Origin of the sequence: Streptomyces sp. NPDC006372 (assembly GCF_040612515.1) — a bacterium.
Lineage (GTDB): Bacteria > Actinomycetota > Actinomycetes > Streptomycetales > Streptomycetaceae > Streptomyces.
On the sequence record NZ_JBEXQJ010000006.1, the window covers coordinates 104,674 to 118,018 of the forward strand.

Below are 13,345 nucleotides of genomic sequence, written 5' to 3' on the forward strand. Positions count from 1 at the left end.
GCGATCGACTCCCCAGCGCACGCCTTGTGTACGGGCTGGCCATAGGATGCGGGCCTGGAACGCAAAAGACCCCCGGCCGCCCCTCGTCGGAGGGGGCGGCCGGGGGCCTCATTCGCGGGGTCAGTCGACCAGCTCGATACCGATGGCCAGGCACCGCAGCTGTTCCTTACCCGGCGGGTAGATGCGTCGGATGTTGGACAGTTGCTCCTCACGGGTCGCTTCGGGGTTCACCTGGGAGGGTCCTTCGGCGTCCAGGAGTTCCTCGAACGAGGCGTACTCGGCAACGCGTGTCACCTGCGTCATGCATGACCGGTCGGTGCCCTTCACTACGAACCGGATCAGGTCACCGACCGCCAGGCCGTCGAACTTTGGGTACTTCACCCGCACTTCCCGGGTCTTGCGGCCGGCGGCTACGAGATCGAAGTACTGGGGGTACAGGTTCAGCTCGATGACGCGGGCTGAGGTGGTGCTCATGTAGGGGGCTCCCTGCGGGTAAGGACATCAGCCGCGACAGCTCCGCAGCCGAGTACGAGCGGAAAAAGTGCCGGGGGTGGGACAGCAGCAGTTCCGCCAGGTTCAGCAGGCGGTCCGCGAACTCCCCCACGGTGCCGGGCCACTTCCTGGTGTCGAGCATCCAGGGTTCGGCGCCCGCGGGCAATGATGCCTCCCCCGAGCGGATGAGGCTCTTGGAGAGCTTGGCGCCCGTCTCGGCCACGATCATCGGGCAGAACAGGCGCGCAGGCAGTTGGCCCCGGGTCAGGCCCACCGACTGGAGCGCGCCGTCAACCAGAAGGCTCCCGGGCATCCAGTCGGTTCCCTTGACCATCACTTGGAGAACGCCGGTCTCCGCGAGCGCGGCGAGTTCCTTAACCATGTTCCGGTAGAGCGTGGCGAGGTCGAGGTAGCTGCCGCCGGTGGGCGTGATGGTGGTCGTGTAGGTGCCGTGGTGCAGGCAGACCGCCGATACGCGGGCGTAGCCGCGGCCGGCGCGTTCCACGCGGGTGCGCTGTGCGTACTTCTCCGCCCACCCGCAGGAGTGCGGGCAGGGCACCCGCAGGTGCGGCACTCCCGTGGAGGGGGCCAGCCAGAGGCTTGCGGCGTCCAGGCGCGGCAGGACCCGCAGCCACGTCTCCCGGAACAGGCTGGTCGCCTGCTGCTGCGAGTAGGTCTCCACGCTGTACGGCACGGCCAGGCGCTCTGAGAGGGCGTCGAACAGGGGCTGGTAGAGGGTGCCGATCAGGCAGGAGATGCCGTCCGCGCCGAGGGCCTGGGCATAGGCCTGCTGATAGCGGTGCCCCGATACGGGGTCAGTGACCAGCTCATGCGGCGCGTTGTCCAGTGCCGAGAACCGGACCTCCACGGGCAGGCCGTGGCGGGCGTGGAGCCGGGCGGCCGTGGCGAACGCCATCGACTGCACCAGCGAGGTTCCCGCGTGCGGGGCGCCGTTGATCTGCGTGCCCACTACTAGGGCGACTCCCTGCGGCCTGCTGGCGCGGATACGCGGGGCGAGGACGTCCTCCACGTTCGTCAGGGCGTTCGCGAGGACGGTGTTCGGGCTGATGAGCGTCATGCTGGTGCCTCATCTCATGTCGGTGAGGTGCTGTGACTGTGTGGGCCGGTCCGGGGGACAGCCGGGCCGTGGGCGTGGGGTCACAGGAGGCGGGCTTCGGCCCTGGGCGGCCGGGACCCCTGCTAGAGCAGGGATGCGAGCGCGGCCACTGCGAGGAACGCCAGAGCCGCGAGGGTGCAGTCGACAGCGCGGCGCAGCTTGCTGAACTTGCCGACGGCGATGCCGGACAGGACGCGGATACGCGCAGTGCGGGTATCGCTGGTCATGCAGGCGCTGATCTCGGTCTCGTCCAGGCGTGCCCAGTAGGGGAAGGACGCCCGGTCGGTGCCGCCGAGGCGCGGCCTGACGACCAGGAGCAGCAGCACCGCAGCGGCCCCGAGGGCGCTGACGGCCAGGACGCCGGCGGCCTTGGTCAGGGCGGGCAGGTCGTGGTCGGCGAGCGTGGCCAGACCGGCGAGGACGGCGCCATTGAAGGCCAGCAATAAGGAGGCCTTGCCGTCGGTGCGGCCAATCTCCGCGGCGACCGCAGCGACCGCGGCGTCGAGGTTCTTGTCCGTGGTCGGGGTGATCTGGTCTGCGGTGGGCTGCGTGGTAGGTGCCTGCATGCGGGGAGGTCCTTTCGCGGTCAGGCCGCCAGGTCGTGCTCGGGCGCGGCGAGGAGGTGGTGGGGTCGGCTGGGGTGCCGTCGTGGCATTCCAGGCAGGAACCGAGGGTCTTTAGCGGTACTGGCGCAGAGCACTTGTTCCGCTGCTGTCGTATTCCTGGCCACGGTCACGGCCGGGGGACGTTCGCTGAACTCTGCGGCGAGACGGCGGAATTGGGGCCGAGGAACCTTCGGGCATAGGTTGACGGCATGGTGGAGGGGGCGAACTCCGCGGCGCAGACCATGCCGCAGGAGCAGCAGACGAGGGGGCGGCATGCCGCCCGGCGGAAGAAGGACAAGGGCGGGCTGGCTCGTTCGTCTTTGCTGATGGCTGTTGGCACGGTGGTGTCGCGGGCGACGGGGCTGATCCGTCAGGTGTTGCAGGCCGCGGCGCTGGGCACGGGCTTGCTGGCCAGTACGTACAACACGGCGAACACCGTGCCGACGAGCCTGTACACGCTGTTGATCGGTGGCGCGCTCAACGCTGTGCTGGTGCCGCAGCTGGTGCGGGCCAGGACGACGCAGCCTGATGGCGGACGTGCCTACGAGCAGCGTCTGGTCACGCTCGTGGTGTGCGTGCTGGGTGTGGGGACGGCGCTGGCGGTATGGGCGGCGCCGCAGATCGTGGGCCTGTTCATGCGGGACACCCCGGGCAGTCATGAGGCGTTCGAGCTGACGGTGACGTTCGCGCGGTTCCTGCTACCGCAGATCTTCTTCTATGGGCTGTTCAGCATTTACGGGCAGGTGTTGAACGCCCGCGAGAAGTTCGGGGCGATGATGTGGACCCCGGTGCTGAACAACGTGGTGCTGGTCGGCATGTTCGCCGCCTATTTGGGGCTCATGACGGTTCCCGACCGGGTGGAGGACATCACCGCCGACCAGGTGCAGTTGCTTGGGATCGGGACGACGGCAGGCATCGCCGTGCAGGCCTTGGCGCTGATCCCGTTCGCGCGGGCGGCCGGTTTCCGTTTCCGCCCGCGGTTCGACTGGCGGGGCACCGGCTTGGGCAAGAGCGTCCACGCGGCGAAGTGGACGCTGCTGTTCGTCTTGGCCAACCAGGTCGCTCTGACGGTGGTCACGAATTACGCCAATGCCGCCGACCAGGAGCTGCCGCAGGCCGGCGCGGGCTACTCGGCCTACACCTACGCGCAGACCATCTGGATGCTGCCGCAGTCGATCGTGACGGTGTCCCTGGTGACGGCGTTGCTGCCGCGTATGAGCCGGGCCGTCGCTGAGGGGCGCGTCCCGGATCTACGCGCGGACCTGTCCCGGGTGCTGCGGATCAGTGGCGTAGTCATCGTGCCCGCCGCGTTCCTCTTCCTCGCTCTGGGGCCGCAGATCTCCTCGCTGCTGTTCGCTCACGGGGCGGCGGACGCCGACTCGGTCCGACCGCTGGGGTACATGCTGCAGGCGTTCGGACTCGGGCTCATCCCGTTCTCCGCCCAGTACCTGCTGTTGCGTGGCTTCTACGCCTTCGAGGACACGCGCACGCCGTTCTTCATGGCGGCTTGGATCGCGGGCGTGAACATCGCCCTGGCCACCGCGTGTCATTTGCTGCTGCCCGCCCGCTGGGCGGTCGTCGGGATGGCCGGCGCCTACACCCTCTCCTACGTGGCCGGTCTCGCGCTCACCGCGCATCTGCTGCGCAAAAGGCTTGGGGGCCGCATCGACGACGGCGACCTGCGCCGCACCTACGTGAAACTGTTCTGCGCCGCGGGCCCGGCGGCTGGGCTGGGCTGGGCTGCAGCGCGTGGGTGTGCGGGCCTGGGAAGTGGAACGTGGCCTACGGCCGTCGCGCTGGCTACTGGGGCGCTGGCAACAGCCGTGGGGTACCTCCTTCTCGCCCGGCTGATGAAGGTCAACGAGTTGCGTCGCCTGCCCGGGATGCGCTGAGTCCAGGCAGACGATGGAAGCAGGCGTGCTTCATGGACGGTCCTGCGCGCGGCTGGCGATGTAGTCGAGCCAGTCCCGCTTGGCATATCCGGTCCAGCGAGTGGAGTTGCTGATGCTGGTGCCGGTGAAGTCGGCGAGGACAGATGCTGGTAGATCGGTGGCAAGCGCGAGACGAGCACTGTTCCGGCTGGCGAGGGGTGCGATGCCGTGTCGGCGGAGCTTCAAGTAAAGGTAGGTAGCTCCGAGAGGGCGGGCGGGCTCCTGCCCGGGGAACAGCCATGGTGTGGTGCTGGCCGTCTGGTCGAGGGGCCAGCGTTTCTGGCGCTGGTCGCGCAGTGCGCGGACTAGCTGGGCGACTTCGGGTGGCAGCGGAAGACGATGACCGTTGAGGTTGAGCGCCACCACCGTGTCGTCGTCGATGATGTCGTGCACGGTGAGTTCGAGCAGTCGGGTGTGCTGCAGCCCGAAGAGGAGTGTCAGGGCGCCGGCCGTGCGGACATCGAGAGGCAGTGCATCGTCGTCGAGACACCGGTGCAGTTGTTCGGCCTGGTCCTCGTCCGTGCTGAAGACACTGGGTGCGGCGACGGGGGCCCTGGGGACTGCGAGCTCGCCGGCCAGGCCCCGGCCTGTCGCCCAGGTGATGAAGGAACGCACTTCACGACGTTTCTCAGGCCCTTCTTCCAGCCACGTCTCGAGTTCTGGTTGTGTGAGCTTCCCGAGAGGGATGCCGTGTTCGTCGAGCCAGTCGAGCAGTTCCAGGGCTCGGCGCAGTCGTGATCGCATCTGGTGCTGCGTGCTGGCGCGTAGCGGGCGGTGCCGGTGGGCCCGGCGGATGCGGTGCAGCAGGTACCAGTGGGTGAAGGGGGTGAGGAACTTGCGCTGGGGGAGTGGTGCCTGGGCCAAGAGGGCGTCTGCCCAGCGGGGCAGGGCCTCCAGTCGGTCGTCCCTCGGTGGCAGCACCGCAGCAGCGACGAGGACGTCGCGGATGTAGCGAGTGGTCGGCGTGTTGGGCAGGTCGTCGAGCTGTTGGTGGGTGAACTCCGCATGAGAAGCGCCTAGTTGGGACAAAAGAGTCGACACGCCGTCGCAGGTCAGCCAATACGCCACTCGGCGGGGGTGTCCGGCGGCGGAAAGAGCCGAGTAAAAGTCTTGCCGCTGTCTGGGGACTGTTGTGCCATCTCCACCGAGCGCCTCGGCCAGTTGCTTCGTGGCGAAGCAGCGGGGGCACAATCGCTCGCGGAAGATCCTCTCGCTCGTGCCGCAACGCTGGCACGCGTAGGTGAGATCGACCCCGGCGCAGGGTCCGCAGATCCCGTTCCCCGCTTCGGTGAAACCGATGAGCGGACGTTGCTGTTCGCATTGAACGCAGGGACCGGGGTGTTCACGCACTGCCGCGTAGCAGCTTGTGCAGACCGGGCCCATCGGCCAGTAGGCGTGAACAGGACGGTCACGGAGACAGCGTGCGCATGGCCCCGTAGGGCGGGGATAACACCCCTGGCAGAACGGCTGTCCGGCCACCTTGCGCGCGCAGGGCCGTAGCCGGCCACAGGCGGAGCAGGCGACCGGCGGTGCGTCATAGCAGCGGGAACACAGATCGGGCGTGTCCTCGCCGCCGCGCCGGACGACCTTGCGGACTTCTCCGCAGCTGCCGCAGCGGCGCTGGGGTTGTCGGTAGCAGCGCCGGCAGACCGGGCCGTCCGCCGAGATCGCTTGGACTGGAGCTTGAGCTCCGCACCCGACGCAGGTGCGGAGCGGGCGTGGGTGGCACCCCTGACAGCGGACACTGCCGTCGGGCATGCGGAAGGTCGCGCGACGTACGCGCCCGCACTGCCCGCATGCGGTGGCAACGTGCTTGCCGTAGCAGGTGCCGCAGAGCGGACCGTTGGGGCCCCTGGCGTTGATCTTCATCTGTCGGCCGCAGCCTGAGCAGGTATTCGGCGGCCGCACCCGACGAGCACAGGCCGAACAGCAGTGTCCGGCCGGGAGGCGATGTGTGAGTTGGCGCGAGGTCTTTCCGCAGCCGACGCACGTCGGCAAGGTGACCGGGCCGTGTCCGGCGTCCGTCAGGGCATGCGCGAGCCGCACCAGATTCTGCGGAGGCCTCGGGCCCGGATTCGTCAGGGCGTCCTGGTGATCCTGGAAATGGCGGGCAAGACCGACGCAGGAACGTGCTGTGATCTTCCCGCGCTCCAGTGCCTTCGCTGCCTGTTCGCCGGTCACCCCCGTGAGCCGGGCGGTCAGGTGGGCGATGACCTGTCGGTGGGCCTCCTCGAGGCGGAGAGGAGCGGTCATTCCGGGCCTGGGCGCCGGATCGTCGTGCGACGCGCTTGCGGCCGGGACGCCGTCTGCTCGCCGGCGGTCTTGCGCACCTCAGCCTTGGCGACCTCCACCTGGATCAGATCGTTGGGCTCACACGCGAGGATGTCGCACAACGCGGCGAGCGTGTCCATGGACAGCCGTTGCGGTGTCTGGGTCACGAGACGAAAGACCTGCTCACGCGACAGATGCACGCCGCGTTCGGCCAGCAGCGGGACGAGTTCCGTGGTCTGGAACATGCCCTTCTCCGCCATACGGATCCGAAGCTGCCAGTCGATGTCCATCTTCCTGATCATGCTTCCTGCCCCCATAGATCGCCGTGCCGGGCTTGCAGTGAGCGTCGCAGCAGCCGGTTTCGGTACTCGTCCGAAACGTGGCTGTAGATGGCCGTGGTGCTGGCGTAGGCGTGGCCGACCTGGTCCTGGACGAACTTCTCTGGATAACCGAACTCGATCAGATGGATCACGTAGCTGTGCCGCAGCGAATGCAGGTCCAGCTCCGCAGGCAGGGCGGCGGCCCGGCGCGCCGTCTCGAAGGCGCCGTTCAGCCGTCTCAGGGACATCCGGTCGCGGCGCTCGGTGATCCAGAATGCCGGGTGCTTGCCCGGCACGAAGGCGGGGCGGATCTCGCTGACGTACTGGTCGAGAACATCCACGATCCAGTCCATCTCAGGGACGGTCAGAACACTGCGGCGCTTGGGAGGCCCGCCCTTGGATGCCTTGCCGTAGCGGACGAAGATCGCCCCGAAGCGGCCGTATTCGGCGACCTTGGGATTCCGGCGCAGGTCACACAGGTCCAGGCCGCACGCTTCCTGGCGCCGCAGGCCGAAGGCGTAGACCGTCTTCAAAACCATGGCGTCACGAAGCGCCGCGAGGGAACCCTTTGCGTCGTCGTGCGCGGATCTCCTCGACACGGCCGTCGGCGGCGTCGAAAAGGGCCTGTACTTCGTCGTAGGTGAGAGGGCGGCGTTCGGCGGCTCCTTCGTACTCGCTGGTGTGGGTGATCGTGTTCCACTCGTGCAAGAGCTGGACCGGAGCCCGGCCGAAGCGCTCATTGCAGGCGGACGGCCAGCCGTAGCGAGTGTCGGTGATGTAGTCGAAAAACAGCCGCAGGTCGTTCTGGTAGTTCCGTGCGGTCGACACCGCCAGCGGCCTTCCAGGGCGCCGAGTGCGAAGGTCGTCGAAGAATGCCTCCACCTCGGCGGGGTCCCATTGCCACGGGTACTCATTGGTGAAGCGGGCCAGTCGACGGACCAGCGCGATCCGGGGGTGGATCGTCGACTCCCTCAAGAAGCGCGTGCGCTGCTGCAGTGCCCAGCCCTCCAGCATCGCTTCCAGGACAGCGGGTTCGGGGTCCAGGTGCACAACGCCGTCGGCGAGGACAAGGCGCGCGGCTCCAGGCATATCAACGACAGCACTCACGATGCATCTAACGCATCATCGTTGAGTCGGTAACGGGCGCCAGGTCAGCGCATCGCAACCAGCCACCGACCCGGCACTAACCTGGGCACCAACTGCAGCTCAGCAAGTTGGCGCAGCGCGAGATGTGTTGCATTTGATGCAATACGGCAGCTTGGAGGCACACGTGATACCGCCGTCGGCACTTCGGGCACGTCTGACGGGCGGCCATCGCCTTGTCGAGCGCGAGTTCCTTGGCGAGGGTCATGGGCCGTATGGGCTTGGCCAAGTCCACTCGGTAGAGGTAGGCGAACCGCTGACCGCGTCGGCAGGTGATCCGGGCGACCGGCTCCTGCCCGCCAGGGCGTAAGCGCATGGCGCGCAGCTGTCGGCGAGTCGCGAGCCCTTGCGGTGCCCTCTCCCACCGGAATTCGGGGAACGACCCGTCGTCGTACGGATCGACGTCGACCAGGTCCTCCTCGTGGCCGTCCACTACGCGTTCCAGGAACCGGGAAGCGGGCGGGGACGCCGCGGGCAGCGGGGGCCCGGGTACTGCGGGCGGGGCCGGCCGATATGGCGACGCGGGCGGGGAACGAGCACGAGCGATCTCCTTCGCGGCAGGTGGACAGCACCGCGCCCGCCGACATCGAGTGGTCGGCGGGCGCGGTGCTGGAACGAGAGTCGGTTGTGCAGGGAGGCCGGACGTCCTGTCCGGCCCTCGCAGCCCAAGCCGGAGCGCGGGCGTGCGCGAGAGCCAGGCAGAGCGGCCGGAAGACACGTTGGGGGCCTGCACCCTCAGGTGCAGGCCCCCAACAACGAGCAGAAACGTGTCAGAGGTCGGACGGAAGCTTCTCGCCGGTCTCTGCGTCGAACGCGACCCCGGTGGGTGACAGACGGACGGTTCGGGAGTCGGCTCGAGAGCCTTCCTTCCAGGCCTTGCCACCGATCGCCACCCGCACCGTCACATCCGCGAGAGGATCCTCGACCGGCAATGCAATTTCAGGGGCTTTCGGGTACCAGCCGTCCTCACGGACGCTGTGAGCAGTCTTCCCGTCAGCATCAATCCGCAGGTACCGCGCGTTGCGGTCGAAGTACGAGCGCAGTTCCACAACGACGCGTTCTCTGTCGCTGCTCCACTGGGCAACCAGGTCGGTCTCAACTCCGTCCAGGCGCAGCGCCGCCCCCGACCGTCCCTTATAGGCCTCAGCCTTCTCCTGCCGTTCCTGGCGCTCCCGGTCGTGCTCGGCGTTCTGGTAGACGGCGGCGATGGTGATGGACAGGGCGGCGATCGCGGCGATGTAAGGCCAGCGCCGTCGCTTCGGCGCGGGCTCGGCGGGCAAGTCGGCGGGTGTCGCCGGGGTGGATGGTTCGGGCCCGCGGTGCCACTGCGGTGCCGTGCGGTCGTCGGTCTGCTGGGACCAGTCGCCTTTCCCCATGCGGGCGACGGTAGCGCGCAGTTGGGTGGCCTGGTCACTCCTTCCGCTCAGTTCAGCCACCTGCGCTCGGGTCTCCAGCCAGCCCAGGGCCTGGGCGGAGTAGACGCCGTGTACGGTGATGTCTTCCCGCTCGTGGAGGGCGGCCAGTTGAGCGGCTTCGTCGCACCGGCCGTCCAGCGCGGCCTGCAGGACGGTTTCGTGCCGGACCAGGTAGGCGTCCCTGCTGTCCACGACATTTGGGGGCAGCTCCCAGTCCCAGTGCTCCTCCCCGGCCGTGCCTTCGGTCCCGGTCACATTTTCGGTGTGCTGCTCGAACGCGACCGCCGGCATCTGCCCGTTGTCGTCGAGGGCGGCATCATCGTCCGGCTCCGCTGCCGTAGTAGCAGGCTCCTGCTCCACGGCCAGGGCCTGCTGTGCCTTGCGTCGCCGTGACGAGGTGTCGGTGAGTGAGAGTTCCTCGTCTGTGAGGACGGTCTGGATGATGTCGACGTAGTCGGGGCCGACTTTCCACACCGCCTGTCCCGGGCCCAGGCCGGGGATGCGCTCGACAGCCCACGCGGGCAGGCCGAGCAGTGCGCCGACCGTGGCGGCCTCCTCGGGGCCGAGACGGCCGACGTGGGCGATCTCGCACAGCCGGGCCAGGTCCTGCGCTTTGCCCTCGCCGAGGTCGGACAGCGTGTGCATCACCACGTCCAGCGACAGCGCGGCCTTCCGGCTGTTCTTCAGCAGCCGCTGGATCAGCTCCGCCGTCGCGGGGGACAGCAGGATCTGCCAGGCCTCCTCGAGGACCAGGTGCCGGTGCACGGCCGTGGACTGGGGCAGCCACACGTGCTCCGCCCAGCACGACACCGCAGCCATCAGCGACGGGATCGCCGGGGAATTGCGGTCCAGCCGGGAGAAGTCGAAGGACAGAATCGGCAGGTCGGTCTCTGGCAGGCTGGCGTCCTGGCCGTCGAACAAGCCCCTCAGCGAGCCCTCGGTGTAGCGGGACAGGGCGATGGCCACACCCTCGCCCCACTCGGCCAGCTTCGCGGCCGGCCACCGGCCGTCCTCAGGCCCCACCAGCGCGTCCATCACCCCGTTCAGCGACGTCGCCTTCGGATGCGTCAGGGCGTGCTGCAAGGCGTGGGTGGACTGAGGGGTGAGCGCGCCGGGCTCCACCGCAGCAATCAGTGAGCGCACCAGCTGCTCGCGGACTTCGGGCGGAAGCAGGCTGCTGCACGGGTTGAGCGTGAAGGATCCGGCCTCGATGACACGACCGGCGAGGGAGCGGGTCAGTGCTGCCCACTCGCCGGACTGGTCCTCGCCGAAGCTGTCGATGACGACGGCCTGGTGGCCGTTTTCGACGATCTCGCGACGGATCCGCGTCTTCGCCGTCGTGCTTTTGCCTGAGCCGAGCCCGCCCAGGGCCAGCGAGTTGGTTGACGGCAGCAGGGCGGTGTCCGTCTGGACGGGGGAGAGGTGAAAGGGCCTGCCGTCGAGCAGGGACCGGCCGATCGGGATGCCGGGGAAGCGGACGCTGGAGGCGACGAGCGGCGCGGTGATCGCGGCGTGGGTGGAGGGCAGGCGGATCACAGGATCGCCCCTTTCTGGGTGGCTGCCCCGTGCGGGGTGGTCATGACGTGCGCGCGGTGCTGCTGGCCGGGCAGCCAGTCCAGCCGGATGCGGTGGCGGTCGGCGGTCAGGACGGCTTGCCAGCGGGCATCGGTTACGGCGTGCGGGCTGTCGCCCCACACCGTCAGGTAGGCGTCCAAGTCGACGAGCGTCGCGCCCTGGACCAGGGCGCCGTGCGTGGCTCCGCTCGCCAGGCTCTGTGCCTCTGCCTTGATCTTGTCGGTCGTGAAGGCCTCCGAAGCGGCGGACTGCCACTTGGCTGATCGGCGCGACTGCCCGGCCGGCAGCGGCCGGTACAGCACCGCCAGAGACCGGTCCGTGCCCTGCCCGAGCAGCAGCCGCGGCATCAGGTCCCCGTCGGTCTCATCGGGCCAGGCCGTGATCCGGGCCGTCGATGCGTAGCGGCCATCGTCCAAAGCCACCCACCCGGGGCCGCGCTCGGTCACCTCCGGCATCGGCGCAGGCTCGACTGGTGCGAGGTCGCCGAGCCGGGCGAACTCGCCCGCCAGGGTGTCGAGCAGGCGGTCGTCCTGCCCCGTCAGCCCCTTGGGCACGTGCACCGAGATGGTCTGGGTGTGGGTGGTGCAGTCGTCCACGGTGGCGTGGTGGGTGACGTGCACCTGCACCCCAGCATTCCGGGCCTGGCCACCCGCGAAGGTCAGCGCCCGGGAGAAGGCGCCGTGCCAGGCCTCGCGCTGCGCTGCGTCCTGCATCACGCCGTGGCCCGGGTACAGCGCCCACGTCGCAGTCGCTCCCGGCCGGGCGAACGTTCCGGGCGGCGCGGTGCGTTCCCGCAGGTGCCGGTAGCCGACCGCCGCCCAGCGGGCGATCGAACGCGGCCCGGGCGCCACGTTCAGCAGGGCGGCTGCGGCGCCGACCGCACCGAACGTCCACATGGGCGGCGGGGTGATCATTGCCGACATCAGGACGGCGCTCCCGAGCCCGGCATTGGCCTTCGTGAGCATCGTCTCGGCGGGGCTGAGTCCGCGCTGCAGGGCAGGGACGCGGTAGCCGGGCGTCAGGGAGTACACGATCGGACCTCCTCAGGTTGATGGCCAGGCCGGAACACCGGCCGGGGTGGTGAGACCGCCTGGCCCCGACACACCAGCGCCCGCAGGTGAGCGGAGCGGGTGTGCCGGGGCCAGGCGATCGGGCCTCTACGGGTTGTTCGGCCGGGTCGGACCCGATGGCCGGGGGGCGGGGGTCGGTCGCCGTGCCGGTCCCGCGCCCGGCGGTGCCGACTGCGGGGCCGGGCCGTTGGATGCTGGGGGCTGTGTCGGTTCCCCAGCGGCCCGCGCGTTGGAGACCTGCTGTGATGCGGCGGCCCATGCCTCGCGGCGGGCCTGAGCGGCCTGGGCCCTGCGGGGCGCCTCGTGGTGGGCCTTCGCGACCATCGACGCGGCGGTCAGATGCCCCGGCCGCTGCTGCTGTTTGAGGCCGTACGCAGCGAGCAGCACCCCACCGTCCCGCGAGGCCGCCCGGCGCGGTGTGTCCACCACTCGAGGACCGCGCGGGACGTTCTCCTGTTCGTAGACGGTCGGTGCCCCGGCCCGCACGACAGCCCGCGCCAGCGGGTGATAGGTACGGCTCTCCACCAGGGCCCGCGCTGCACCGGCCATCCTCGGGCCGATGTAGGGCACACCGTGGAAGATCATCCGGAGCATCAGTGCATCCGCCGCGACCAGGAGCACCGCGTCGACTACAAGCGATCCCTGAGCGAACTTCACGAAGGGCGCAACCAACAGAAGGGCGAAGGGGGCGAACATCAGCCCCAGCAACCTCCCCGCCCATGCCCGCACCGCCGATGTGTCGCCCCCGCGTGCCAGCGACGCCAGCACCAGCGGCGCCATGCACACGAACACCAAGATGCCGAGCTGACGCGTCATGAAGACCAGCGCCGAGAAGGCGAGGGCGACCACCAGAGCAGCAATGATGATGAGAATCCCCAGAGGGGTGTTCGCATCCGCGCCGTGCTTCAAGTCGTGCTGGATGACGCCGAAGAGGGTGGACTCATCGGTGTTGAATCCGGCCCTAAACGCGGCGCTGACGGCCTTGTTCAGCAGCATCACGGCCCCGGGGATCGAGGCCATGCCGGCGACGGCCACCAGGGCCCAGCCTGTCGATGTGCCCATCTGCCGCAGCCGCGGTGCGCCCTGCCACGCGGTCAGGGCACACACGACGACGACACAGATGAAGATGGCCACAGTCAGGTGCTGGCCGAGCCACAGAAACTCGGCATAGAGCCCGCTGTCGGCCTTCTCTGGCGCCCACGTCTTGCCTGGCGCCAGATGCTCGTTGATGTGCTTGATCAGGCTGTTGGCGAGTTCCTTGACGCTGGTGACGGCGCCGTCGGTGATGCCACCGCTGGCGCCGCCTCCGTCTGCTCCGCCGCCGTCTCCGCCTGTGTCGCCTTCGCAGTAGGACCGTGCTGGCTCGTCCAGTTGGCCGCAGTTGTCCGGGTCCTTGTCTGGCATGG

10 protein-coding genes and 1 pseudogene are annotated in these 13,345 nt (G+C 68.9%); 1 reads left to right on the forward strand and 10 read right to left on the reverse strand.

The annotated features are described in order from the left end of the window. Positions 1-120: 120 nt before the first annotated feature. From ABZ016_RS13255 to ABZ016_RS13265, 3 genes are all read right to left on the reverse strand, one after another. A complete protein-coding gene (locus tag ABZ016_RS13255) occupies positions 121-450 on the reverse strand; it encodes an ASCH domain-containing protein (protein WP_356916831.1) in 330 nt (109 codons plus the stop codon). Further along, entirely contained in the window at positions 344-1,570 is a 1,227-nt protein-coding gene (locus ABZ016_RS13260) for a hypothetical protein (RefSeq protein ID WP_356916677.1), read from the reverse strand. The genes ABZ016_RS13255 and ABZ016_RS13260 overlap by 107 nt, the downstream gene beginning before the upstream one ends. 122 nt (positions 1,571-1,692) lie before the next feature. Beyond that, positions 1,693-2,175, reverse strand: coding sequence for a Pycsar system effector family protein (locus tag ABZ016_RS13265; RefSeq protein WP_356916678.1), 483 nt, complete (start codon positions 2,173-2,175; stop codon positions 1,693-1,695). Positions 2,176-2,423: 248 nt separating this feature from the next. Here ABZ016_RS13265 and murJ point away from each other — a divergent pair, with 248 nt between their 5' ends. Continuing rightward, positions 2,424-4,106: a murein biosynthesis integral membrane protein MurJ gene (gene murJ / locus ABZ016_RS13270; protein WP_356916679.1), complete on the forward strand. Its 1,683-nt coding sequence runs from the start codon at positions 2,424-2,426 to the stop codon at positions 4,104-4,106. Positions 4,107-4,136: 30 nt separating this feature from the next. Here the strand turns inward: murJ and ABZ016_RS13275 are convergent, their stop codons facing one another. The 7 genes and pseudogenes from ABZ016_RS13275 to ABZ016_RS13305 form a co-directional block, all read right to left on the reverse strand. After that, positions 4,137-5,186 (reverse strand): hypothetical protein, encoded by a 1,050-nt coding sequence (locus tag ABZ016_RS13275; RefSeq protein ID WP_356916680.1) that lies wholly within the window; start codon positions 5,184-5,186, stop codon positions 4,137-4,139. A gap of 1,208 nt (positions 5,187-6,394) precedes the next feature. Next, positions 6,395-6,718, reverse strand: a complete 324-nt coding sequence (locus ABZ016_RS13280) for a helix-turn-helix transcriptional regulator (RefSeq protein ID WP_356916681.1) — start codon at positions 6,716-6,718, stop codon at positions 6,395-6,397. After that, positions 6,715-7,843, reverse strand: a pseudogene (locus tag ABZ016_RS13285) (tyrosine-type recombinase/integrase). The gene ABZ016_RS13280 and the pseudogene ABZ016_RS13285 overlap by 4 nt, the downstream one beginning before the upstream one ends. Positions 7,844-7,919: 76 nt before the next feature. Then, positions 7,920-8,312: an RRQRL motif-containing zinc-binding protein gene (locus ABZ016_RS13290; protein WP_356916682.1), complete on the reverse strand. Its 393-nt coding sequence runs from the start codon at positions 8,310-8,312 to the stop codon at positions 7,920-7,922. A gap of 337 nt (positions 8,313-8,649) precedes the next feature. Then, entirely contained in the window at positions 8,650-10,830 is a 2,181-nt protein-coding gene (locus ABZ016_RS13295; protein WP_356916683.1) for a hypothetical protein, read from the reverse strand. Then, positions 10,827-11,900, reverse strand: a complete 1,074-nt coding sequence (locus ABZ016_RS13300; RefSeq protein WP_356916684.1) for a hypothetical protein — start codon at positions 11,898-11,900, stop codon at positions 10,827-10,829. The genes ABZ016_RS13295 and ABZ016_RS13300 overlap by 4 nt, the downstream gene beginning before the upstream one ends. 126 nt (positions 11,901-12,026) lie before the next feature. Continuing rightward, a complete protein-coding gene (locus tag ABZ016_RS13305) occupies positions 12,027-13,343 on the reverse strand; it encodes a hypothetical protein (RefSeq protein WP_356916685.1) in 1,317 nt (438 codons plus the stop codon). Positions 13,344-13,345: the final 2 nt, after the last annotated feature.